This window comes from Synechococcus sp. MU1617 (assembly GCF_020514235.1).
In the GTDB taxonomy this organism is placed as follows: domain Bacteria; phylum Cyanobacteriota; class Cyanobacteriia; order PCC-6307; family Cyanobiaceae; genus Parasynechococcus.
In genome coordinates this window covers 73,238-95,696 of sequence record NZ_VTLB01000006.1, presented here as the reverse complement: position 1 = coordinate 95,696, position 22,459 = coordinate 73,238, and the positions used below count along the sequence as shown (strand labels likewise).

30 protein-coding genes and 2 tRNA genes are annotated in these 22,459 nt (G+C 59.9%); 14 read left to right on the top strand and 18 right to left on the bottom strand.

Annotated features, from left to right (window positions below; translation table 11 throughout):
* Window positions 1-31 precede the first annotated feature (31 nt).
* Genes FZZ90_RS11800 through FZZ90_RS11785 form a run of 4 tightly spaced genes read right to left on the bottom strand, consistent with a single transcriptional unit; the run spans window position 32 to window position 3,418 of the window.
* Window positions 32-946, bottom strand: a complete 915-nt coding sequence (locus FZZ90_RS11800) for a lysylphosphatidylglycerol synthase domain-containing protein (protein ID WP_226425972.1) — start codon at window positions 944-946, stop codon at window positions 32-34.
* Window positions 946-2,154 (bottom strand): nickel pincer cofactor biosynthesis protein LarC, encoded by a 1,209-nt coding sequence (gene larC / locus FZZ90_RS11795; protein ID WP_226425971.1) that lies wholly within the window; start codon window positions 2,152-2,154, stop codon window positions 946-948. The genes FZZ90_RS11800 and larC overlap by 1 nt, the downstream gene beginning before the upstream one ends.
* Entirely contained in the window at window positions 2,151-2,798 is a 648-nt protein-coding gene (locus FZZ90_RS11790) for a hypothetical protein (RefSeq protein WP_226425970.1), read from the bottom strand. Before FZZ90_RS11790 ends, larC begins: the two co-directional genes overlap by 4 nt.
* Window positions 2,798-3,418: a hypothetical protein gene (locus tag FZZ90_RS11785; RefSeq protein WP_226425969.1), complete on the bottom strand. Its 621-nt coding sequence runs from the start codon at window positions 3,416-3,418 to the stop codon at window positions 2,798-2,800. Before FZZ90_RS11785 ends, FZZ90_RS11790 begins: the two co-directional genes overlap by 1 nt.
* Before the next feature lie 93 nt (window positions 3,419-3,511).
* Between FZZ90_RS11785 and FZZ90_RS11780 the strand changes: the two genes are divergently transcribed.
* Window positions 3,512-4,324, top strand: a complete 813-nt coding sequence (locus tag FZZ90_RS11780; protein WP_226425968.1) for a hypothetical protein — start codon at window positions 3,512-3,514, stop codon at window positions 4,322-4,324.
* Here FZZ90_RS11780 and FZZ90_RS11775 read toward each other — a convergent pair.
* Window positions 4,290-4,574, bottom strand: coding sequence for a hypothetical protein (locus FZZ90_RS11775; RefSeq protein ID WP_226425967.1), 285 nt, complete (start codon window positions 4,572-4,574; stop codon window positions 4,290-4,292). The two genes, FZZ90_RS11780 and FZZ90_RS11775, sit on opposite strands and share 35 nt — an antisense overlap.
* A gap of 22 nt (window positions 4,575-4,596) precedes the next feature.
* On the opposite strand from FZZ90_RS11775, the gene xth reads away from it, so the two are divergent.
* Window positions 4,597-5,460 (top strand): exodeoxyribonuclease III, encoded by an 864-nt coding sequence (xth, locus tag FZZ90_RS11770; RefSeq protein ID WP_226425966.1) that lies wholly within the window; start codon window positions 4,597-4,599, stop codon window positions 5,458-5,460.
* Window positions 5,461-5,466: 6 nt separating this feature from the next.
* Here xth and FZZ90_RS11765 read toward each other — a convergent pair whose 3' ends face one another.
* Window positions 5,467-6,918, bottom strand: a complete 1,452-nt coding sequence (locus FZZ90_RS11765) for an FAD-linked oxidase C-terminal domain-containing protein (protein WP_226425965.1) — start codon at window positions 6,916-6,918, stop codon at window positions 5,467-5,469.
* 136 nt (window positions 6,919-7,054) lie between these two features.
* Between FZZ90_RS11765 and hemL the strand changes: the two genes are divergently transcribed.
* Genes hemL through FZZ90_RS11750 form a run of 3 tightly spaced genes read left to right on the top strand, consistent with a single transcriptional unit; the run spans window position 7,055 to window position 9,222 of the window.
* A complete protein-coding gene (hemL, locus tag FZZ90_RS11760; protein ID WP_226425964.1) occupies window positions 7,055-8,356 on the top strand; it encodes a glutamate-1-semialdehyde 2,1-aminomutase in 1,302 nt (433 codons plus the stop codon).
* Between the two features lie 7 nt (window positions 8,357-8,363).
* Complete coding sequence (locus tag FZZ90_RS11755; RefSeq protein WP_226425963.1) at window positions 8,364-8,828, top strand: hypothetical protein; 465 nt, start codon at window positions 8,364-8,366, stop codon at window positions 8,826-8,828.
* A complete protein-coding gene (locus FZZ90_RS11750; RefSeq protein ID WP_226425962.1) occupies window positions 8,803-9,222 on the top strand; it encodes a cytidine deaminase in 420 nt (139 codons plus the stop codon). Before FZZ90_RS11755 ends, FZZ90_RS11750 begins: the two co-directional genes overlap by 26 nt.
* Before the next feature lie 76 nt (window positions 9,223-9,298).
* Here FZZ90_RS11750 and FZZ90_RS11745 read toward each other — a convergent pair whose 3' ends face one another.
* Complete coding sequence (locus tag FZZ90_RS11745; RefSeq protein ID WP_226425961.1) at window positions 9,299-9,769, bottom strand: nucleoside 2-deoxyribosyltransferase; 471 nt, start codon at window positions 9,767-9,769, stop codon at window positions 9,299-9,301.
* Window positions 9,769-10,179 carry a phosphoribosyltransferase gene (locus tag FZZ90_RS11740; protein ID WP_226425960.1) on the bottom strand — a complete coding sequence of 137 codons (411 nt, stop codon included), beginning with the start codon at window positions 10,177-10,179 and terminating at the stop codon, window positions 9,769-9,771. The genes FZZ90_RS11745 and FZZ90_RS11740 overlap by 1 nt, the downstream gene beginning before the upstream one ends.
* A 17-nt stretch (window positions 10,180-10,196) precedes the next feature.
* Here FZZ90_RS11740 and FZZ90_RS11735 point away from each other — a divergent pair, with 17 nt between their 5' ends.
* Entirely contained in the window at window positions 10,197-10,451 is a 255-nt protein-coding gene (locus tag FZZ90_RS11735) for a hypothetical protein (RefSeq protein ID WP_226425959.1), read from the top strand.
* Window positions 10,452-10,474: 23 nt separating this feature from the next.
* On the opposite strand, the gene FZZ90_RS11730 is transcribed toward FZZ90_RS11735, so the two are convergent.
* Together FZZ90_RS11730 and FZZ90_RS11725 are read right to left on the bottom strand one after the other, a co-directional pair.
* Window positions 10,475-11,464, bottom strand: a complete 990-nt coding sequence (locus tag FZZ90_RS11730) for a glycosyltransferase family 2 protein (RefSeq protein ID WP_226425958.1) — start codon at window positions 11,462-11,464, stop codon at window positions 10,475-10,477.
* 151 nt (window positions 11,465-11,615) lie between these two features.
* The gene (locus FZZ90_RS11725) at window positions 11,616-12,113 is read right to left on the bottom strand and encodes a YajQ family cyclic di-GMP-binding protein (protein ID WP_226425957.1); all 498 of its coding nucleotides are present in this window, start codon (window positions 12,111-12,113) and stop codon (window positions 11,616-11,618) included.
* A gap of 99 nt (window positions 12,114-12,212) precedes the next feature.
* On the opposite strand from FZZ90_RS11725, the gene FZZ90_RS11720 reads away from it, so the two are divergent.
* A complete protein-coding gene (locus FZZ90_RS11720; protein WP_226425956.1) occupies window positions 12,213-12,629 on the top strand; it encodes an MAPEG family protein in 417 nt (138 codons plus the stop codon).
* Here the strand turns inward: FZZ90_RS11720 and FZZ90_RS11715 are convergent, their stop codons facing one another.
* Genes FZZ90_RS11715 through ebsA form a run of 3 tightly spaced genes read right to left on the bottom strand, consistent with a single transcriptional unit; the run spans window position 12,630 to window position 14,675 of the window.
* A complete protein-coding gene (locus FZZ90_RS11715; RefSeq protein WP_226425955.1) occupies window positions 12,630-13,166 on the bottom strand; it encodes a DNA-protecting protein DprA in 537 nt (178 codons plus the stop codon).
* Between the two features lie 16 nt (window positions 13,167-13,182).
* Window positions 13,183-14,280: a phosphotransacetylase family protein gene (locus FZZ90_RS11710; RefSeq protein WP_226425954.1), complete on the bottom strand. Its 1,098-nt coding sequence runs from the start codon at window positions 14,278-14,280 to the stop codon at window positions 13,183-13,185.
* A gap of 26 nt (window positions 14,281-14,306) precedes the next feature.
* Window positions 14,307-14,675: a type IV pilus biogenesis protein EbsA gene (gene ebsA / locus FZZ90_RS11705; protein ID WP_226425953.1), complete on the bottom strand. Its 369-nt coding sequence runs from the start codon at window positions 14,673-14,675 to the stop codon at window positions 14,307-14,309.
* Window positions 14,676-14,711: 36 nt separating this feature from the next.
* Between ebsA and FZZ90_RS11700 the strand changes: the two genes are divergently transcribed.
* Entirely contained in the window at window positions 14,712-15,449 is a 738-nt protein-coding gene (locus tag FZZ90_RS11700) for an SDR family oxidoreductase (RefSeq protein WP_226425952.1), read from the top strand.
* Here FZZ90_RS11700 and map read toward each other — a convergent pair.
* Entirely contained in the window at window positions 15,430-16,275 is an 846-nt protein-coding gene (gene map / locus FZZ90_RS11695) for a type I methionyl aminopeptidase (protein WP_226425951.1), read from the bottom strand. The genes FZZ90_RS11700 and map overlap by 20 nt on opposite strands.
* A gap of 53 nt (window positions 16,276-16,328) precedes the next feature.
* Between map and FZZ90_RS11690 the strand changes: the two genes are divergently transcribed.
* The 6 genes from FZZ90_RS11690 (at window position 16,329) to gltX (ending at window position 19,221) form a co-directional block, all read left to right on the top strand.
* Complete coding sequence (locus tag FZZ90_RS11690) at window positions 16,329-16,616, top strand: PepSY domain-containing protein (RefSeq protein WP_226425950.1); 288 nt, start codon at window positions 16,329-16,331, stop codon at window positions 16,614-16,616.
* 25 nt (window positions 16,617-16,641) lie between these two features.
* Complete coding sequence (gene rplS / locus FZZ90_RS11685) at window positions 16,642-17,118, top strand: 50S ribosomal protein L19 (protein ID WP_226425949.1); 477 nt, start codon at window positions 16,642-16,644, stop codon at window positions 17,116-17,118.
* A 60-nt stretch (window positions 17,119-17,178) separates the two neighbouring features.
* Window positions 17,179-17,251: transfer RNA gene (locus FZZ90_RS11680), tRNA-Trp, on the top strand.
* A gap of 37 nt (window positions 17,252-17,288) precedes the next feature.
* Entirely contained in the window at window positions 17,289-17,477 is a 189-nt protein-coding gene (locus tag FZZ90_RS11675) for a hyperconserved protein Hcp (protein ID WP_006043540.1), read from the top strand.
* A gap of 215 nt (window positions 17,478-17,692) precedes the next feature.
* A tRNA-Asp gene (locus FZZ90_RS11670) sits at window positions 17,693-17,766 on the top strand.
* 21 nt (window positions 17,767-17,787) lie between these two features.
* Entirely contained in the window at window positions 17,788-19,221 is a 1,434-nt protein-coding gene (gene gltX / locus FZZ90_RS11665) for a glutamate--tRNA ligase (protein WP_226425948.1), read from the top strand.
* Here the strand turns inward: gltX and FZZ90_RS11660 are convergent.
* The 4 genes from FZZ90_RS11660 to wecB are packed head-to-tail and all read right to left on the bottom strand — an operon-like array spanning window position 19,165 to window position 22,348.
* The gene (locus FZZ90_RS11660) at window positions 19,165-20,430 is read right to left on the bottom strand and encodes a sodium:proton antiporter (protein ID WP_226425947.1); all 1,266 of its coding nucleotides are present in this window, start codon (window positions 20,428-20,430) and stop codon (window positions 19,165-19,167) included. The genes gltX and FZZ90_RS11660 overlap by 57 nt on opposite strands.
* Entirely contained in the window at window positions 20,420-20,665 is a 246-nt protein-coding gene (locus FZZ90_RS11655) for a hypothetical protein (protein ID WP_115010390.1), read from the bottom strand. The genes FZZ90_RS11660 and FZZ90_RS11655 overlap by 11 nt, the downstream gene beginning before the upstream one ends.
* A complete protein-coding gene (locus FZZ90_RS11650; protein WP_226425946.1) occupies window positions 20,665-21,267 on the bottom strand; it encodes a DUF1643 domain-containing protein in 603 nt (200 codons plus the stop codon). Before FZZ90_RS11650 ends, FZZ90_RS11655 begins: the two co-directional genes overlap by 1 nt.
* Window positions 21,236-22,348, bottom strand: coding sequence for a non-hydrolyzing UDP-N-acetylglucosamine 2-epimerase (wecB, locus tag FZZ90_RS11645; RefSeq protein WP_226425945.1), 1,113 nt, complete (start codon window positions 22,346-22,348; stop codon window positions 21,236-21,238). Before wecB ends, FZZ90_RS11650 begins: the two co-directional genes overlap by 32 nt.
* Between the last annotated feature and the right edge of the window lie 111 nt (window positions 22,349-22,459).

Below are 22,459 nucleotides of genomic sequence, written 5' to 3'. Positions count from 1 at the left end.
ACGACGACTCAGCAGCACAACAGCACGGGGGTCAGCGGGGACGTTTCAAACCTTGGACCACCATCCGATCAGCCGCCAGTGCCCCGCTGGCAACAACATCGGCCAGGGTGGAGAGGAGTCGGTAGCTGAGAACCACTGCGAGCAACTGTGCCTCTGGCACGGCAGCACCCAAACGCAGCAGCAGGGTGGCCTCAAACACTCCCAGCCCCCCAGGTGCACCAGGCACCACCAGCCCAACGGCGTAGGCCAGTCCAAAGGCCGCGAGCCAGGTGAATGGCGCCGGACTTTGAATGCCGAAGGCCTGGACGCTGCACCAGAACCCGGCAAAGCGGCAGAGCACGAACAGCAGCTGAAGGCTGAGGGGCCGCCAGGGATAGCCGCCGCGGCCGCTTCCCTCACTTTCCAAGGGCCCACTGCCAGCTGACTGCAATTGCGCCGCCTTGGAACGTTCCAGTCGACGCAGAAGGGGCTCGCGCCAGCGGGGAATCATCAACAGTGCAGGCCAGGGTGCCAGCAGAGCAAGGCCCTGCTGCCATCCACCAGCAACCACAACCAGAACGGACGCCGCCACGATCAGGAGTGGATCCAGGATCACCCCGGCCAGGGCAGGGCCGCCGCCAATCGCCGGGCGTAGCACCCGGACCCGCTCCACCAGGTGCCAAATCCCTCCCGGCAGGTACTTGAGCAGATTGCTGCGCACAAACAGTGGCACCACAGCGAGGCCCTGGGGAGGATGTTTCAACCAAACCAGCAGATCCCGCCAGGCCACACCATTGATCAGGATGCTGAGCCAGGTCAGTCCAAGCCCCAGCACCAGCCACCACCAACCGTTGGCCATCAAGCTCAGCTGGCGAAGTTGCCCCCCCTGCTGGGCCAGAGCCACAGCGATGAAGATCAGGCTGGCCAGCGTGATCCAGAGCTTGGGTTGACGGAGAAACTTGCTCATCAAGCCCAATCTTCCGTGCTGACAAACGGTGCTGAAGCGACAGCAGCCCGCAGCTCATCAAGGGAACACCCAGTGCTGGCCTGAAGGGCCTCCAGGGCATCCGCTTCGGCCTTGACGGTGCAACGACCATCGGGGCGACGCACCTGTTTGGCGGCGACGGGCCCCCAGGGGGTTTCGAGCACGCCCTGCCGCCTCGGCAACACCCAGCGTCCCTGGCACCGCTCACGCAGGCCGATGCTGCTGCCAGCACTGAGCCAGAGGCTGCGGATCTGATCGGCATCCTCATCCCGCACAAGCGCCGTCAACAACTGGCCACTGCGGCCCTTTTTCATCAGCAACGGCTGCACCGCCACATCGATCGCTCCCGCCTCACGCAAGCGATTGGTCAAGACCGCAACCTCTTCTGGGGTGGCGTCATCGATCCAGGCTTCCTGCACGACCAACGACTCCCAACGGGGACCTTCCACCGCATTCGCCGCTGGGCTGTGCAGCACCAAGCGCACCAGGTTGGGGCGGTCCAGTTGGCGATGGCCGAGGCCAACACCAACCTTCTCGGCCACCAAACGATCAGGAGCGACAAACTGTTCCGCCAGAACCGAAACCAGGGCGAGGCCCGTTGGCGTCACCAACTCTCCCGTGGGCAGGTCTCCGCCCTGAAGCAAAGGAATGCGGTGACGTCGCGCCAGTTCGAGCACGGCAGGGACGGGCACCGGCAACAGGCCATGGGCGGTTGCCACCGTTCCGCTCCCAGCAGGCAACGGAGAACAGACGATCCTGGCTGGCTTGAGATCGTCAATCGCGGCACAGACACCCACCACATCCACGAGAGCATCGATAGCTCCGACCTCATGGAAGTGAACGGCCTCCACCGGAGTTCCATGCACGGTGGCTTCGGCTTCCGCCAAACGGGTGAACACGGCCAGTACCCGTTGCTTCAGCGATGGCGCTAAGGCAGCTGCATTGATCTGATCACGGATCCCCGACCAGTGGCGGTGGGGCGGCTGATCTTCAAGACCCTGCACATCAACGCGGACCCCCCGGAGACCTCCACTGCGCGCCTCCTGCTGGGTAATCCGATAGCTCCCTGCCAAACCGAGGGCCGCCAGCGGCGACTCCACCACGGCCTGGTCCACGCCTAAATCCAACAGTGCGGCCAGGAGCATGTCCCCTGCTAACCCGGTTGGGGCATCAATCCAAAGAGCACTCATCGCCCCAGACGCGGGGCTGTCTCCAACAGAACACCAGCCTGCTGGTCAAGCGCCTCACGCTGCTGACGCAACTGCTGCTCAATTTCACGGCGGGCGCGACGCTGCTCCCGCTGGGCCGTAGCCACGTCATGGCCCGACAGTCCCCACAGCCGTCCCAACAAAGCACGGTCATCAGCACCACCGCGGGCTTTGCCAAAGACCACGGTCTCAGCGGCGATACCGGCCTGAAGCACCCGGCTCCAACGCCGTAGATCCTCAAGAGGCATGCGGACGCTGTCCGGCACAGCAAACTCAGTTGCGCCGCTGCTACGCAATCCTGCACGCACACAGGCCAGGGTTCCCACCAGCACCTGCTGAACCGGAAGTTGCTCCTCTTCCGCGATCAGCACATGGCCCGCCTCATGCACCGCAATTCGACGCAAACGCTCCTGCCCACCGGGCAAAGCTTCGGCAAGGATGTGTCCGCCCATACCTTCCCAGGTGGCGGCATCAACGCTGAGGGTGACCAGGGCACCGCCAACCGCCACCACGATCCAGGCAGCAGAGAGACCCAGGGCAGGGCCGAAAGCGCCGAGGGCGGTAATGCCTGCAACGGCAACGCCTGCCCGAAGTGCCCCCGTAGAGCCCTGCCCCGCCTCTGCCATCAGCTGCGAGCGCGGGAGGTGGCACGCCCACGACCTCCCTTGGATTTGCCTCCACGCGTCGGCATGGGAGCAATCACCTCATGATTTTCGAGGTGCAGTTCCTGTCCCTGGCGGCGCAGGTCGAGGCTGACGAAGTGACGCAGGTGTTCAAGGGGAAGCTCTCCCTTGATCTGGATTTTGAAGGGAAGCGGACGGTGGCCGTCTGCACGGGCCTGCTGCCTCACCTTCACCACCATTTCGCCAGTTTCAGGCTTGGTGAAGATCAACTCCCCTCGAATGGAGAAGAAATCGTCACCCTCCGGCAGGGTGTCGGAGGCATCGGCTTGGTCCGGAGCCAGGGTGCTGGGTTCCCATACCCCAGCGATCTGCAGATGCAGATGATCACTTTCACGGCTTCTGGGATAGACGACCCAGAGGTGGGGTTGATCCAGGGGGAGATGCCGCCGAATCAGGGTGAGCACACGACCGAGCACAACAGTTTCAAGAGGGACCCCATTGGCATCGGTCAAGGTGCCGCGGGTGAGTTGCTCGGGATCGGTTGGGGCGTAAGTGCCGCGCACAAGCCCGATGGCCCGGTACTGCAACGGCTCTGTGACCGGGGGAATCGGATGGGCGCGCATTGATGCTGATCCGGGCGGAGTCAAAAGCCCTTGTAAAGACTGTAGCCAGCCCACTGCAATCTCCTCAGACTGAAGTGGCTAATTCGAGATCGGATGCCAAGCCCGCGCCGGATTCTGTTGCTGCTGGCATCCATCGTTGGGGCTGCAATGGTCGGTTGGATCTGCGTTGCCTCCATGGCCCCGGAAACGCGAGCGCGCGGGCATCGCCAGGCTGAAGATCAACAGGTTGAGCTGCTGATAAAGCAACTCCAGGATCAGCAAGATCTCAGTCAGGCAGAACGGGTCCTGCTGCTGGACCGCCTGGTAGCACTGGAGCGCCTGCAAGAGGCCGAAGTGGTGCTGCAACCCTGGCTATCTGGCCGCTCCACGCCGCGCGAAATCTCCCTGTTCAAAGCGGAACTGCAACGTCGCAATGGCCAGCCAGAGGCAGCCCGGCGCGACCTCCAACTCCTGCTGCGGCTGCATCCGAATGATCTGCAGGCTCTGCAACTGTTGGTGCTGCTGGATCAAGAGCAAGGACGCCATCGTCAAGCCACAGCGGAGCTCACCACCCGGTTCAAGGGCCTAGAGCCTGGCCAACGTTTAGAGATCGGCTTGCTTCTGGCTGATCTGCTGAGACAAGGCGGATCCGATCAGGTCGCCATAAAGCTGTATGGCCAACTGGCCAAAGAGAGCATGAATGATGCAAGGCCCCTTTTGGCCCTAGCGCTGTTGCGGCAAGAAAAGGGCGATGCAGAGGCTGTCCACAACCTGCTGAAGCAGGCCCGGGAACGGCGGGACACAAACGGGGTGATCCATCCCCTGATCGATTTGGTGGCAGGAAAATTCGGCTTAAGCGCAGCCCGCAGCACCGCTTCTGAACAACCCAGCGCTACGGCGTTTCAGGAGGGTTCTGATAGGCCTTGAGGGCCGCGTCTATGGCATCGGAGGGTGGCGTGGCGTCATCCATGGCCGTCGCCCGCCGAATCTGATTCAACAGATCCATGGGGTTCGCGGAATCCAAAATTGAGCCGCTGCTATCGGTGTCGCCGTAGATCTCGCGTTCCTCGCGGTTCTGAAAAGGCGCTTCAACCTGGGCATGCCCCCCCACCGGGATGGCTGTCATCACCAGGGAAGACAGCGCCAGTTGCGCGACAGCCGCAAGACGGCGAGACATCAACGAATTTGAGAATTAGCTGATGCTAAGGGTCTTGGACGCCACTGGATCAACCGTGCAGATCGCCACCTGGAACGTGAACTCAGTTCGCACGCGATTGGATCAGGTGCTCAGCTGGCTGGAGAGCGAGCAACCGGATCTGCTCTGTCTGCAGGAAACCAAGGTGGATGACCCTCTGTTTCCCCTTGAAGCCTTCAAATCTGCTGGCTGGCACGTGCACATCCATGGCCAAAAGGCCTACAACGGCGTCGCCCTGATCAGCCGCGAGCCCTTGGAGGATGTGCGCTGCGGCTTCGTTGGGGAGCTCCCGGATGACGCAGAAGCGGACGATCTCGGCGACCAGAAGCGCGTGATCAGCGCACTGCTGAATGGCGTTCGCGTGCTCAACCTTTATGTACCGAATGGATCGAGCCTGAAGTCGGAGAAATACCCCTACAAATTGGCCTGGCTCGGCTGCCTCAAGCGTTATCTCGAAGCTCAACAGCAACGCGGCGAGCCGCTGTGCATGGTCGGCGACTTCAACATCGGCCTCGAAGCACGCGATCTTCCTGACCCCGACCGCCAGACCGGCGGAATCATGGCAAGCGATGCCGAACGCCAGGCCCTTCGTGACGCCCTAGGTGATCGGCTTCAGGACGTGTTCCGGGTGTTCGAACCGGACTCCGGTCACTGGAGCTGGTGGGACTACCGCAGCGGTGCCTGGGACCGGGACCGCGGCTGGCGGATCGACCACATCTATCTATGTGACGAGCTGCTGGGACTCGCCCGCAGCTGCGTCATCCACAAAGGCATGCGCGGCAACCAACAGCCCAGCGACCATGCCCCCGTCAGCGTTGACCTCGACTGGCCTCCAGCCGACGACGACGACGATGAACCGTTGTTCTGATTCAGTTCAGTAGAGCTCAACTCCGGCGGGCAGCGTCACCATCCGTTTGGCCGATTCCCCGCAGGTGCGCGGCGTAGGCAGCACCTTGCCCGGATTGGCCCGGTTGTCCGGATCGAAGGCGGAACGCAACAACCCCATCGTTTCCAGGTCGTCGGGGGTGAACATCCAGTCGAGGTAGCAACGCTTGTCGGCGCCGACGCCATGCTCTCCGCTGATGCTGCCGCCAGCATCAAGACACACTCGCAGGATGGCGGCACCGAGCTCCTTGACGCTCCTCTCCACGTTGGGCTGGTCCAGGGAATACAGGATCAATGGATGAAGATTGCCATCGCCGGCATGGAAAACATTGGCCACGGGCAGGCCGTGCTCCTGGCTGAGCCGTTCAATTGCCGCAAGTACCGACGGAAGGCTGCTGCGGGGAACAACACCGTCTTGCACGTAATAGGTCGGCGTGATTTTGCCCACTGCGGAAAACGCGGATTTACGGCCTTTCCAGAGGACCTCGCACTCCGTGGGGTCTTGGGCCCGCCGCAGCCCACGGGCCCCTGCCGCTCGACAAAGCGCTTCGGCACGTTCAGAAGAGGCCTGAACCTCAGCCTCCTGGCCATCGAGCTCAATCAGCAGAACGGCCGCAGCATCACGGGGGTACTCGTCGTACCCGAAAAAATCATTGACGGCGTTGATGGTGACGTTGTCCATGATTTCCATCCCCGCCGGCAAGAGGCCGCTCGCGGTCACCGATCGCACCGCTTCCCCTGCCGCTTCCATCGTGGCGAAATCCGCCAACAGCACGTTCACGCACTCCGGAGCCCGAAGCAGGCGCAGGGTGATGGCCGTTGCAATGCCCAGCGTTCCTTCGCTGCCGATGAACGCACCACGTAGATCCAGTTCGCAGGATTCGGCCAGCCCATTGCCCAACTGCGTGATGGTTCCATCGGGCAGCACCACCTCAAGCCCCATCACGTGGTTGCTGGTCACGCCGTATTTGAGGCAGTGCACCCCTCCCGAATTTTCTGCCACATTGCCGCCGATGCTGCAAACCACCTGGCTGGACGGATCCGGGGCGTAATAAAACCCATCACCTGCGACAGCGCGCGTCACCCAGCTGTTGATGACCCCGGGCTGCACCGTGACCCGCTGATTGGCCAGATCAAGGTCGAGCACCCGACGCATGCGACTGGTCACCACCAGAAGCGCCTGCTGATCCACCAACGCTCCCCCCGAGAGGCCGGTTCCGCTGCCGCGAGCCACAAACGGCACACCGTGCCGATGGCAGCACTGCAACACCGCGGCGACCTGTTCGGTGGTCTCCGGCAGCACCGCCAGAGGCGGACAGTGGCGCTCAAGCGTCAGTCCGTCACAGTCGTAACTGAGCAGTTCCTGACGCTTCGCCACGATGGCCCGAGGGGGCAGACATCGGCGCAGATCCCTCTCCAGTACTGACCAGTCGTGGGCCACATCGATCTCGATCTGACTAAAGACTACGCATCAAAATGCGTGCGAAGTGGGCAATTAAGAAACACAGCAAACAGAACCGGACGTTCCTGAGTCAGGATGTTGCACGGTTTGCATCAGCCCTTTGGCGTCGGTTCCAGTGACAGCTCCCGCGTTGAACACCAGCCACTCTCAGGCCATCTTCGGCGCAGCACAGGCCCTGATGCCTGGAGGTGTCAGCTCCCCTGTGCGGGCGTTCAAGTCGGTTGGCGGTCAGCCGATCGTGTTCGATCGGGTGAAGGGTCCCTATGCCTGGGACGTGGATGGAAATAAATACATCGACTACATCGGCAGCTGGGGACCGGCCATCTGCGGCCACGCCCACCCCGAGGTGATCGCAGCACTGCAGGAGGCGATCGAAAAGGGCACCAGCTTCGGAGCACCTTGTGCCCTGGAGAACACCCTGGCTGAAATGGTGATCGACGCTGTGCCCAGCGTTGAGATGGTGCGCTTCGTCAACAGCGGCACCGAGGCCTGCATGGCTGTGTTGCGGCTGATCCGTGCCTACACCGGCCGGGACAAGGTGATCAAGTTCGAGGGCTGTTACCACGGCCATGCGGACATGTTCCTGGTGAAGGCTGGTTCTGGCGTAGCCACCCTTGGCCTGCCCGATTCCCCTGGGGTGCCCCGCAGCACCACCGCCAATACCCTGACCGCGCCTTACAACGATCTCGAGGCCGTTAAGGCTTTGTTTGCTGAGAACCCCGACGCCATCTCCGGCGTGATCCTCGAGCCCATTGTTGGTAACGCTGGCTTCATTCAGCCGGAACCCGGCTTCCTCGAAGGTCTGCGGGAACTCACCAAGGAGAACGGTGCCCTGCTCGTCTTCGACGAAGTGATGACCGGATTCCGGATCAGTTACGGCGGTGCCCAGGCGCATTTCGGCGTCACTCCAGACCTCACGACCATGGGCAAGGTGATCGGTGGCGGACTTCCCGTGGGCGCCTACGGCGGCCGCGCCGACATCATGGGAATGGTGGCTCCGGCAGGCCCCATGTATCAGGCAGGAACCCTGAGTGGAAACCCCCTGGCGATGACCGCCGGTATCAAGACCCTGGAACTGCTCAAGCAGCCCGGCACTTACGAGAAGCTGACGGCCACAACCCAGAAGCTCGTGGCGGGCATCAAGGACGCAGCCCAATCCGCTGGCATGCCGATCACAGCTGCCAGTGTCAGCGCCATGTTCGGCTTCTTCCTATGCGAGGGCCCGGTGCGGAACTTTGAAGAAGCCAAGAGCACGGATTCTGAACGCTTCGGCAAGCTGCATCGCGCCATGCTCGAGCGGGGCATCTACCTCGCACCGTCGGCCTTCGAAGCCGGTTTCACGTCCCTGGCGCACTCCGACGCCGACATCGAAGCGACGATCAACGCCTTCCGCGAAAGCTTCGCGGCCGTGGCCTGATCGTTCCGTGCTGGCCCCAGTACCTCCTCTGCCTCCACTGGTCTGCACGATCCAGACCGTGGAGAGCCGGTGGTCTGGCCAACCGATCCCAGGCATTCGACAGCTTGAGCAGCAGCAATTCCGGGTTGATCGCGGTGAAAAACCTGGGATTCAACCGGAGACAGTGATCGACAGCAGGCTCACCTCCCTGGTGGAACGCTTCAGTAGTTCCGGTGTTGAGCAGATGGAGGAGGATCGCATGACCTATCACTGGTCTTACGAAGCCTCATTAGGAGCACTGAAATTCAACGACTCCGGCGCCTCCAGCAGACCTGCCCAGGAGAGTCATGTTGCAGTGAGCGGAGATCTGGTCATTGATCCCCAAAAGGGATTCGAACTCAGCCAGCAATCCAGGCTGACCCAATCGGCTGGGACGCAAACCCTGAGCAGCCTTTTTGAAACGGCCCATGGCACCTGCCGAGAACAACGCTGAGTCTTTACTGGTGCGCGCTCAACAAGCCGCCAAACGTGCCCATTGCCCTTACTCGAACTTCCACGTGGGAGCTGCCGTGCGATGTGATGACGGCAGTGTGATCGACGGCTGCAATGTGGAAAATGCCAGTTATGGGCTGAGCATCTGTGCCGAGCGGGTCGCCCTTTTTACGGCGATCAGCCAGGGCAAACAACCGATTGAACTGGCCGTGAGCTGCATCGATGCCAAAAGCGATGCAGCCCCAGGATCCCGCATGCCATGCGGCGCATGCCGTCAGGTGATGCAGGAACTGCTGCCAAGCAAGGCCGAGGTGAGCATTGATGGTGTGGGAACAAGGCAACTTGAGCAACTTCTTCCCGCGCCCTTTGAACTGAGACAACCAAACATCAACTGATCATCACCATCACAACCCGGTAGCGCTCATCCAAAAGCGAGCAGCATCAACAGACCACGATTGATTCACCAGAGAATCAAGATCGTGCCCAACAGGCCAAGGCTTTCTGGGGATCATTGATCTGAGACACGTCGCTGTAGACGTACTTCTGCCATTCCAGTTCGGGAAGACCGGCAAACAACATCAAGTTGAGCGGATACTGCTCGGAATCGGTGCACCTGCGGAAATCATCCCGAAACAAGAAGGTGGGTTTACCAAGGGCAATGGCAGCACCAAGTTCCACCATGACCCCTTCATCGGGTGGCGTTCCATTCACGATGGCGAACAGGGCATCAGCATCACGCACATCCTGCAGGTCCCGCTGCGCGACGCGATAGGCCCATCCCGGTTCCGCCAGATTCACCTGACCATTGCGCGAAAAGGGCTCCCATACCTCCAACCCCAGGGCTTCCAATGCCCCGATGAACTCCGGCAACAGCAGCCGCTTCCACTGCGCCGAAAAGCCATAGGGAGACGCCAAATAAATCCTGAGTGCGGTGTTGTTCATCACAAGCCACGGGAGGCGCGATAGGCCTGCTCGTCCGCACGGGCCTGTTCAAGGTTTTCCCAAGGGAACACCAGCCATTCCGACGACTCGACAATCACAGCTGCCGTCCACCAATCAGGACAACCCTTGCTGACCCAAACAGCGAAGGATGCCTGCGGCACTTGAAGTTTCAACGACTGCAAGGTGCGTCCGGTTTCATAGACATCATCCACAATGAGGGCTGATTGCTCGGGTGCTGAGAGCAAGGGGCGATCGATCGCATGGCTGAGCGCGACGGCAAGGCACAGCCCTCCCCGGGGGACCCCATAAACGCCAGTCAACGCAGAATCGGCAAAGCGTGAAGCCAACTGCTGCACCGCCTGATCGAATTGGGCCCAGCTCAGTACCTGCATGGCCGGAGAATGACACATCCACGCAGTGATGCCCCTTGAGCCGAGACATCCCGCCCCAGGAACTAAACCGCAAATGGTTTCGCAGCCATCTGCTCAGCCGGGAACTTGAATTACAGGAGCTCTATGACCTGCCGCAGGGAGAGCTGGATCTAGTAATGGCAGAGACCGCTGAAATCCGTTCGGACCCTGAAAACCGATCCCGCAGTCATGGGCGCTGGTGCACCGCAGGCTATGTGCTGGAACTGGCGAAGATCATCGATGCTCGACGGGCCCGGGACCAGAGCGATTAGACGTCGTCCCTCACCCATGCAGCTCAAGTCCAATGCATCAACAAGGAGTCACAAGTGTGTTCCAGACGTCCCAACCATGAGCGACGAAACTGAAAATCCTGGCGAAGCAATTTCAAGACCCTTTTTTGGTAACTCACCTTGCACGGATCTGCAGCAAGGAGCTGCTGCGTGGCTCTAATTTCCCGACGAATTGTGCGGTTCCGGTAAACCTTTTGAATCTTCACAACACTGTCATGTAGCTCTTGCTTAGCAGCTTCTGGATCACCCTCAACATTGTCCCGGAGATGATCCAACATGGAACGATCTAACGACATGCTGTAGGGGTCAGGCTGGTCAGGCATGGACTTGAGCACGTTCAAAAGGAAGGCCACACGGGCATGACGGCTGGGGAAATCCATCGAATTCGTATCAGCGTTCAGATTCACCTCCTTCCGTCCTGAACTCTGCGCCAAGGTTCGCTTCACAACACCACCCTCTTTCAGCAGGAGGTCATCGAGACCGCGAAGGTAGTAATGCTGCACAGGGAATTGCTGGCCTTGTGCAATCCCCAGGCAACGCCCCGACCCAGTCGTGGCAGAAGCATGAAGGCGAAGCCGATGAAGCGCCGATGTTTTGACGATCGACTTGATCTGAGGAAAAACAAAAAATCTCTTTTGCGGAGCTTCAAAAAACCCATCATTCATCGATGCCGTCAGCCTCCAAGGCATCAGAAGCGATTCCGCCTTCTCCTGATCGAGGAAAGAGAACAGATCAGGATGCAAGTATTCGTCAGCATCAATAACGGCGACATAATCCTCACGAATCAGATCCTGAACAGAACTAATTCTCTGACCATCCGACTCATGGAAAGCAATTCCATTTCGCGCAAAAATTTCGCGACACAGTGGCGCAGCCCCAGGGGCCACCACCGGGTAAAAAGAATCAACACCTAGGCGGCGATGGTGATCAATGAAAGACTGAAGGTAGGGAGCTTCGCCATCAAAAACACGAACCGCGATGGCGAAGCTGCTCACTAAAACCGAAAATTTTGATCAAATTACCACAAACACCAGCACAAAACTTGTTGAGCCATGGGTTTGTGGCAGGAACTCACATTTTTGGGGACACCATCAAGACTGCTTTTGGACTTGCATCACCTCAAAGCCAAACGTTGCAATCTCCTCATCAGCGATAGTTCTCAAACTGCAAAGGAACATCAAGCTCATCTTCCTTACTCTTGACGAGCTGAATCGCGGCTTGTAGATCATCTTTGCTCTTGCCCGTGATCCGCACACTTTCACCCTGGATTGCCACCGTCACCTTTTTGAGCTCATCACGCACCATCTTGCTCAGCTTCTTAGCAATCTCCTGACTCAGGCCTTTACGCAGCTTCACCACCTGCTTCACCCGATTGCCTCCTGCTGTTTCAGGTGATTGAAAATCGAAAATCTTGAGAGACAGGTTGCGTTTGGTCGCTTTTGTTCGCAGCACATCCTCCACAGCCTGAAGCGTCATATCACTGGCCGTGGTGATCACCAGCTCGGTTTCCTCCAGGTCAATCTCGGTACCTGAATCTTTGAGGTCATAACGGTTGCCAACATCGCGACGCACCTGATCCAGGGTGTTCACCAGCTCCTGACGATCAAAGTCGGAGACCACATCGAAGGAATAAGTGCTGGCCATGTCGCAAACCTGTCGATCCTCCAGCTTAGAAACCCGCCGATCTCCAGCAGGTTGCGGTCCACCCGTGCCCGTTAGGGTCCACGGGATTGATCGGATGTCATGTCTCCTGCGTTTGCCTGGGCCCTCTGCCTGATGGGAGCCGTCGTGATGGTGAGCATCGTGCTCACTGGTGCCGGACGGGCCAAAGCCGACTTCACCATGGCTGATCTTCAGGCACCTCGGGCGATGTTTGAACGGCTGCCAGCCTTCGGGCAGCGCGCCGTGTGGGCACAGGAGAACAGCTGGGAAGCACTGACCCTGGGGGCACCGGCAATGCTGTTGTGTCTGATCAGCGGAGTCAACAGCCCAACGGCCGTCACGGCAGCTTGGATCTGGCCAGGCATCCGTTTCGTTTATCTGTTCGCCTACGTCGGCAACGTCCCACCTCTGAGGGGACTCTGCTGGGCCACGGGGGTGACTGCCGTTGGCATCTGCTACGTGGAGGGACTTCGGGCCGTGATCAGCACTGCCGGCTGATCAGTCGAAGTAGAGAAGGCTCACCACCTTCCCCATATCCTCCGCAGTTCGTGCACTCGCCAACAGCGTTTCACTGTCGTGAAATGCGAGACAGATCAACTGATCACAACGGTTGATGATCTCTTGATTGCACAAACTGCTGGCCATCGGCAGAGGCAGATCATCCTGCTCGGGCTTGTCCACAAGGTGCAACACCCTGTCCAGGAGATCTCGGATTTCAGGCACCTGTCGATCGAGGCTCTGGGGCAAGAGCACGGTGAGTTTGGAGGGATCCACCTCAAGGCACCCGCGAATCACCGCAGCATTCACTCCCTGAGATCCTGATGTGATCAGGGAATGGCCTTCCTGCACCAGTGAGCGGGCCACCAATTCGATCAGGTGAACCGCCACAACGGGCACATGACGGCTACCGAGAATGGCGATCCTTCGTTGGCTTTTGTCCTGCAGAAGAGCGAGTTCCTGCGCAAGGGTGTCAACCCGATCAAGAGCTGGCAGATCCAGTGACTGACCCAATGAAAACCCGCCGCCTGATTTCATCGGAAGTTAGCAACCATCAGGCGTGCTGAACCGTCAGATTCAATGCATTGAAGAGCTGATCGAGCTTGCAGTGCTCTTCCACAAGACGGAAGGCGTAGGTGGCCTTCACAGCTTCATGCAAGCGCACATGACCGAACGCCTGCTCAATCACGCCCACCGTGGCCAGGGTGTCATGCTCCACCTTGAGCAAGGGCACGTCCAATTCTTCAGCGCGATTGATCAATTGAGGAAGAGGTTCCCCTGCCCCAGTAAGGATCAAACATTGGGTTGATGCCTCCAGAGCAGCCAACTGGATGTCCGTGCGATCAGCCCCCGTCACCACAGCCATGTTGCGTCGTTTTCGAAAGAACTCCATGGCCGAATTCACATTCATCGCCCCGATGCTCAGGGTTTCCACCAACAGTTCCTGCCTTTCCTGGCAGCAAATCACCCGGGCATTCAGCCGCCGCACCAACTCACCAACCGTGACGCTGCGCAGCAACGGGGAACGGGGCATAACGCCGAACACCTGCAGGCCCAGGCCCTGCAAGGCAGGAACCACCTGGCGCTCCAAGCTTTCGACCTCCTCTGGCGTGACGGCGTTGAGCACCACTCCAACCAGACGGTCACCCAGGGTCTGCTTGGCCGCCAGCAGCGCATCCACGCTGCGGCTGTCCTGCCAAAGGTGCACCAACACGACCTTGGCATCCAGACCTGTGGCCAGCTGCGGAAGGCTGAGGCCGTACAGCAATCCCTCCTGGAGACTTCCCGCACATTCCAAGAGGGTGAGTCCTTCGTCAGCCTGAATGCGCTGACGAAGCTCCGCGAAACCTTGGCCGGCATCCAACTCGCCCTGGCCAAGGCGCTGGGCAGCTGTTGTCGGCGACAGCAGATGCATCGAAGGAATCAGACGTTCAGGCGGCAGATTCAGCGTTTCACCAACAAAGCGAACGTCGTCGTCGATGAGAGGTTGAGGCAACGGGCCCTGGTTCGGATCCCAATCCAGGCTTGTGGCCAAGGGCTTTCCGAACCTGATCTGCTGTCCGGCGCGAGCAAGCTGCTGGGCAATTCCAAGAACGAGGGCCGACTTCCCACTGAACGGCTCACACGATCCGATCAACAGTGTCGTTCCCATGGAGGTGATGCCTGACATCATTGAATCTAGGCCTGTTCAGGCGCATCTCCGCGCTCCATCAACAACCACTGCCAGAACCCATCAGGCAGATCCGGCTCCGATGGCTGCAGATGGGAACGATCCATCAGCCAGGCCACCAGCTGATGGGTGGTGACGGCGAAATCAACAGCCCCCTCGGGATGACCGGGAAAACGAAGTTGGCAGTCCAGCCTCTCCATCGGCGCAGCGACCCCATTCCAGCGGAGTTCAAATCGGTAACCATCAATTCCGGTAACTGGACGCCGCCCCTTCAGCTCCCCGCAGCTCAGGATCTGCAGGGCTGCGGAGAGATCCTGCTCGCGACTGACACCACCGCAGTAAGGAGCAAACAAAACCAGTTGGGCGGCATCTGACACAGCTGGTGCTTGATTCTTGCTCCGCTCGTTTCAAGGATGCCCCAAGCTGGCCCCATGGCCCAGTCCCCCTTCCAAGGAAAACGGATCGGCATCACAGGCGCTCGTGGAGCCCTTGGAGCAGCCCTAACCCGATGCTTCCGTGCCGCAGGCGCCCAGGTGATCGGTTTCACCCATGGTTCCACACCTCCAGAGCAAGCGGATGGTCCACACCGTTGGGTGAGCTGGAGCTGCGGAGACGAAGCCAGCTTGGATGCCGATCTAGCGGAGATCGATGTTCTGGTCCTGAACCATGGGATCAATCCTCAGGGCGACCAAAGCCCCGAGGTGATCAATCAGGCGCTGGAGATCAACACCTTGAGCAGCTGGAGGCTGATGCAGCGATTTGAGGCCATCAGCAGAGCATCGCCGCAGGGCAGTGCGAGGGAGGTCTGGATCAACACCTCGGAGGCTGAAATCCAGCCTGCCGTAAGTCCTGTGTATGAACTCACCAAGCGGATGCTGGGACAGCTGGTAAGCATCCGCGGTGCGGTACTCGATGCCTCAGGCCGCGAAGCCCTGATCCTTCGAAAGCTGGTGCTCGGACCCTTTCGTTCATCACTCAATCCGATTGGGGTGATGGGCGCCGATTTCGTCGCAACCCAAGTGCTGCGCCAGGCGAGCTGGGGCTTTCGCCTTGTGATCGTGACGCCAAACCCACTGACCTATGTGTTGATGCCCCTGACCGAGCTTGGACGGCGGGCCTATAGCCGGATCCTCAGTCGCCCCGATCTGTGAGGATTTCGCATCCATCACTGGTCACGAGCACGGTGTGCTCCCACTGAGCCGAGAGAGAGCCATCGCGGGTCACAACCGTCCATTGATCCCGCAACGTGCGGCAGGCCTTGCTGCCAGCATTGAGGATGGGCTCAATCGCCAGGGTCATGCCAGGACGCAAGGTGACGTTGGGAAGCTCGTCGGTGCGGAAATTGAACACGGAAGGTTCTTCGTGCAGGTTCCGGCCGACACCGTGGCCGGTGTAATCCTCCACGACACTAAAACCGTTGGCCTTGACGTGATCTTCAACGGCTCCAGCGATGTCCAGCAGGGTGTTGCCTGCTTTGACCTGGCTTAGACCAGCCATCAAGGCTTCCTTGGCAACACGGCTCAAGGTCTGTGCTTCCTGGGGCGCATCTCCAACGCAGATCGTGATGCAGCTGTCGCCGTGATACCCCTCGAAGTAGGCGCCGGTATCCACCTTCAGCAGATCACCCTGGCGGATCACACGCTTCGAACTAGGGATGCCGTGCACCACTTCGTTGTTGATGCTGGCGCAAATGCTCGCAGGAAAGCCGTGATATCCCTTGAAACTGGGAGTTGCTCCCATTTCTCGAATGCGTTTTTCGGCATAAGCGTCGATATCTCCCGTTGTCTGGCCGGGCTCCACCATTCCCATCACCTCTCTGAGCACGGTGGCGACGATATGGCTGGCCTGACGCATGATCTTGACTTCACGGGCTGATTTGATCTCAACACCGCGACGCTTCTGGATGCGCGGGCCTGTCGCCGTCACCTGCCCCTGCGCTGCCTGGGTGGATGCCAGAAGATCAGCAAAGAGATTCATGGCTCAACCCAATATCCGTCACGCTATCAAGAGCAACCGAATTGATGCCGGTCATGTCGCTGCTTGTGCGCTTGCGCGAACTGCATCGAAGCGTTGCACCTGTCGTTCTGGCGCCTTTGCTGGTGACGGTGTTCTCCGGTGTCAGTTACCGCCTGGCCCGGGACTGGTTCGGAGCCAGCCGTGAACAGGTTCACTGGTTAATGGTGGTGCACGAAGGGGAATGGCTCGGTTCCACACTGGAACCGGTCGTCGTTCTTCTCAATGCCATCGGCCTGCTGTGGATGCTGATCACAGGGATAGGACTCCTGATGGAGCAATGGCGTCGAAAGGTACACTCATAGTTTGGCGATTCAACGCGGAGCTGGGATGGCAGCCGATTCGAAGGACACAGCGGTGACCGACGACAACACCGAAACGGCTGTGGAAACAGCACCTGAGGCCACAGCAGCGAAGCCCAGCAAGGCTTCCAGTGCTCCTGCCAAAAAATTGAGCCCCGAAGCTCTGATTCGTTCCTTTGAGTCGTCTCAGCAGAAAGATGATCTTCCTGAGATCTACGTGGGTGACACCGTGCGCGTTGGTGTTCGCATCAGCGAGGGCAACAAGGAGCGTGTTCAGCCCTACGAGGGCGTGGTGATTTCCAAGCGCCATGGCGGTCTCAACCAGACCATCACCGTGCGCCGGATTTTCCAGGGCATCGGCGTTGAGCGGGTGTTCATGCTGCATAGTCCCCAGGTGGCTTCCATCAAGGTGGAACGGCGCGGTAAAGTGCGCAGGGCGAAGCTTTTTTATCTGCGGGAACGGGTGGGCAAGGCCACCCGCGTGAAGCAGCGCTTCGATCGCTGAGGTTTCGACCTCGTTCAATCAGTTGCCAACTTCAACGTTGGCTGAGGGGCACATCGCCTTGCGCCGTTAGTTCAGTTGGTAGAACGCAGGTCTCCAAAACCTGATGTCGGGGGTTCGAGTCCTCCACGGCGCGTCCGATGTTCCCCTCGTGCAGTTTCCCGGTTCTGAGCATGGAGTTGGATCTTCAACCTGGTGATGTTGTGAAGGTGTTGGAATCAGCCGCCCTCGGCTGGGTCCGTGCCCGAGTGATACGCGTCAAGTCCGGCGGCCGCGTGGTCGTTCAAAGTGATCAAGGACGTGAATTCACCGCCCGCGGCAATCAGGTTCGGCTCATCGAACCTGCAGGATTCCGTCCCTGACTCATTGAGCACTCGGTCATGAACCGATGCTTCCCTCAGTTCCCGGCGACATTGTCGTCGGGGATTTTTTATGACAGCACTCGGAAGACAAAACAAGGCTGATCCGGCGATCAGTTATTGACGGAGGGCAGGGCAACAGTTGATACTGATCAGGTCGCGCAGGCGACACAGATCAGATTCTTCGGAGCGCGTCTCGCGAGTTCTGAATCAGATCTGGGACCGTAGTTCAACCGGTTAGAGCACCGCCCTGTCACGGCGGAAGTTGCGGGTTCGAATCCCGTCGGTCCCGTTCTCACCACCAAAACCCACGATGGTGCGCGTTCGATTGGCCCCCAGCCCAACGGGCACGCTTCATATTGGAACGGCGCGAACCGCTGTTTTCAATTGGCTGTATGCCAAGCATGAGCAAGGAGCGTTCGTGCTCCGCATTGAAGACACCGACAAGGAGCGCTCCAAGCCCGAGTACACCCAAAACATTCTCGAAGGCTTGCAGTGGCTGGGGATCAACTGGGACGAGGAACCCGTCATCCAGAGCGAACGGGTGACGCAGCATCGTGAAGCGATACAGACCCTGCTCGATCGGGGGTTGGCCTACCGCTGCTACGCCAGCGAAACGGAACTCACGGCCATGCGCGATGCGCAGAAAGCGGCCAATCAAGCTCCGCGCTACGACAACCGCCACAGGACTCTGACGCCCGAGCAGGAGCAGGCATTTCAGGCAGAAGGCCGTGAAGCGGTGATCCGCTTTCGCATTGATGACGCTGCCGAAATTCGCTGGAATGATCTGGTGCGTGGGGCCATGAGCTGGCGAGGCTCTGACCTTGGCGGAGACATGGTGATTGCCCGTCGTGCTCCGGCCGATCAAATCGGCGATCCCTTATACAACCTTGTTGTGGTGGTCGATGACGCCGCGATGGAGATCACCCATGTGATCCGCGGTGAAGATCACATTGCCAACACCGCCAAGCAACTGCTCCTCTACGAAGCGCTTGGCCTGACATTGCCCACCTTTGCCCACGCTCCTCTCATCCTCAATGCCGAGGGACGCAAGCTCTCCAAACGGGATGGGGTGACCTCCATCAACGACTTCCGCGCCATGGGCTACACCCCTGACGCCATCGCCAACTACATGACCTTGCTGGGGTGGTCCGTGCCGGAGGGCATGGAGGAACGATTCAGCTTGAGTGAGGCCGCAGCCGTCTTTGGTTTCGACCGCGTCAACAAAGCCGGTGCGCGTTTCGACTGGGACAAGCTCAACTGGCTGAATGCCCAGGTTCTGCATGGCTGGACCGCAGGAAAGCTCCTGGAAGAACTGACGCCTCTTTGGGCCGAGCGCGGTTGGACCACTCCCAGCGACACCAGCTGGTGCCTCGACCTCTGTGCCTTGCTGGGGCCATCCCTCACCTTGCTCAAAGATGGCGTCGACCAAGCGGAACCATTCTTTGATTGTCCTGACCTCCAGGAGGATGCTGTCGAGCAACTGGCCGTCGAGGGAGCTCAAACAGCCCTTGCCGACCTGATACAGCGGCTCGAAAACAACCCTTGGGATGGCAGTGACATCGATCAAGCCAAGGCTTGGCTGGGGGATGCCGCCAAAGCAGCCGGTGTGAAGAAAGGGGTTGTGATGAAATCCCTGCGCGCCGCTCTGCTTGGGCGTCTTCAAGGCCCCGACCTAATTACCACATGGTCACTGCTGGCCCGAATCGGTGAGGACCTGCCGCGTCTGCGCCGCTGCCTCGGCTGAGGCAGGTTCGTCATCGTCGGTTTTAACCAGGCCAAGAGCCCGAGCCAAGGGCTGGGCTGTGAGGCCCTGGAGGCCAACCGTCATCAGGATGGTCAGGAACACCAACCCCTGAAGGCGTCCAGCCCCAAGGATTCCGGCCTGCTCCAAACGGATAGCGAAAAGAGAGGCCACCGCAGCGGTAACGATGCCTCGAGGAGCTAGCCAACCCAGAAACAGCCGTTGCTCAAGCTTGAAGGGCAGCCCGATGGTGGCCAAACCCACGCCAATCGGACGCACCACGAGCATCAACGACAGCACGCAGAGGATTCCGCCCCAACCCAGCGGGCTGAGTTCAGCCCAGGACACGTCAGCGGCCAGCAGTGGAAACAGCATGGTGATCGCCAACTGCGCCAGTTCCTGAATCAAGCCATCCAATTCAGCGGTGTGAGGTCCTGGACGTCGACCGACGACGATGCCCGCCGCCACCGAAGCAGGCAGGGCGGATTCCGGCAGCAGCCACTCACTGACGCCATACATCAGAAACAGCAAACCCAGACTGAGCTGAAGTGGGAGCCCTTTCAACTGATCGGGGTTGAGCCGTCGCAGCAGCTCAGACAGCAGCCAGCCGACGCTTGCGCCAATCAGCACACCGCCGCCCAATCGATACAGCAGGCCGAGCATCACCTCACGCCAGCCGTGCAGGTTGCCAAGGGCAAGCTCCAACAGCAGCAGGGCTAAAACGGCGCCGATAGGCTCCAGCAGCAGCCCCTCAGCCTCCAGGACTTCACCCAGAGGAGGGGCGAGCCGAATCTGACGCACCAGAGGGGTGACCACCGTTGGCCCCGTGGCCAGCACGATGGCACTGAATACAGCGGCGAGCGACCAGCTGAGGCCGGCAAGCCAATGGGCTGCCAACAGACCGCCGCCCAGGGAGATCAACAAACGCAGGGCTGCAATCCGCTGCACCGTGGCCTTGATCGTGTCTCCAGGCAGACGCAGATTCAGTCCGCCGTCGAAAAGCACCAGGCTGACGAGAAGACCCACCACGGTTCCAAGCCCGGAGCCGAGGTCGAGGGGTTCCACCCAACCCAGACCAGAGCGACCGATCAGCAACCCAGACAAGAGCAGCAACACCACCCCAGGAAATTCCGACTTGGCCGCCAGAAAACGGGCCGCAGCACCCGAGGAAACCGTGACGCCCCAGAGGAGGCCCAGACGCTCAGGCGTCATCGACAGAGGAGAACTGAGGTTCCACGCGCACGCCGATCACGGCTTGGGGACGTACGACCAGATACTCGCCTTCCAGATCGCTGAGGGGAACGTTGACGAAACCGCCCTGGTTCTCGGCATTGACCACCCCTTGATACCACTCTTGAAAGGTCTCGAGTTTCGGAAAAAACACCCGTTCGGTTTGGCCTCCCACAAGGTGGAGATGGACGGCGTAGCGGCGGGGCGTACGGGACATCAGCGCAGAAAGACATCCATCACGGTCCCCACAGGATGACGGATCAGTTCCGGGTCTGCCCAGAGAAAAGGGCGAAGACAGGCGTTGCGCGGGGCGTACAGCGGATGACGCGGTTGCCCCGAGGCCGTCTGACCCAACATCAGAGGATGCGGCGAGTCGGGAACCGAGCGTCGGCGTTGTGGCAACAAACGCTGAATGTCTCCAAGAACCAGTTGAGCCCGGTCCCATCGCACCCCATTCGCCCCCCATCCACACCAGAGATCGACCCCAGATGTTTGGGACCAGTGGTTGAACCAGAGGTTCAATATCGCGTCGTTCTGCTCACCGATGGGGTCCTTCACCCGCAGCAGCGCCGCCGGAGACGGCGACATCCGGGCAAACAAATTCAGCACCAGCAACTCCCGATATCCCCATGTCCTGGCGAAGCCGATCAAACGGCGCAGGGTCGGATCATCACGCTGGCCATCGGCTCTTGAGGGATTCAGACCCAGGAAGAGGAGGCACCCTTCGCCCGTACCCAGGCAGCGCCGCAGCCACCAGCGGTAACAGCCATCGCTGCTGAGGGACGCTTCAGATCCCGAGCTGTCGGCGGCAACGCTCAAGGATGCGTTCACTGGCATGACCATCGCCAAAGGGGTTAACGGCGCGGGACATCTCTTGATAGGCCGTGGCATCCCCAAGCAGCCGCGAGGTCTCTTCCAGAATCACATCGGGATCCGTGCCCACCAGCCGGGCTGTCCCTGCATCAACGGCCTCGGGCCGCTCCGTGGTGCGCCGCAGAACCAGCACAGGTTTCCCGAGCGCAGGGGCCTCCTCCTGAAGACCACCGGAATCGGTGAGCAAAAGGCAGCAGCCTTTCATCGCTGCGACGAGACGGTCGTAGTCCAAAGGTTCGGTCAGAACGACACGGGGATGGCTTCCAAGCAGGGCCTGCAGCGGTTCACGCACCGTCGGGTTGCGGTGCATGGGCAGCAGAAGCGCCGTGTCGGGGTAGCGCTCAAGCACCTTCAGCATTCCTGCAGCGATGTCATGCAGACGCTCACCCCAGTTTTCACGCCGATGGACCGTGGCGAGAATCACCCTCTGTTGGTCCCAATCGAGGCCATCAAACTGAACATCCGGCGCCGATTTCGCCATCAACAACAACGCATCGATCACGGTGTTGCCGGTCACGGAGATCTCCCCGACCACACCGGAGGCCTTCAGGTTGGATTCCGCCTTAGCCGTCGGCGCGAAATGAAGGGTCGCGATCTGGGAGAGGAGCCGGCGGTTGGCTTCTTCTGGGAAGGGATCCAAAAGATCGTCGGTGCGCAGACCGGCCTCCACATGACCAATCGTGATCTGCTCGTAAAACGCAGCCAAACCAGCGGCAAACGCCGTGGTGGTGTCGCCCTGCACCAGGACCAACTGCGGGGGGTAGGCCTGAAAGTCTTCCCGTAGCCCTTGCAGAGCAGCACAGGTGACATGCGTCAGGGTCTGACGAGGTGCCATCAGATTGAGATCCTGATCCGCCTGGAGATGGAACAGATCCATCACCTGGCACACCATTTCACGGTGCTGACCGGTCAAGACAACACGGGTCTGCAATGCATCACAGGCTTGGAACGTCCGGATGACCGGAGCCAGCTTGATCGCCTCGGGACGCGTTCCCAGAACGATCGTGACGCGGGGCTGTTCAGCCATTCCATCCAGACGGACCGCCGGAGTTTACGGGCGTCAACCCGGAGAGAACAGTGAGAAATCCTTGCCAGTCCGAGCATCGAGACGATCCTGATGAAAGATCCCTCGCCATCA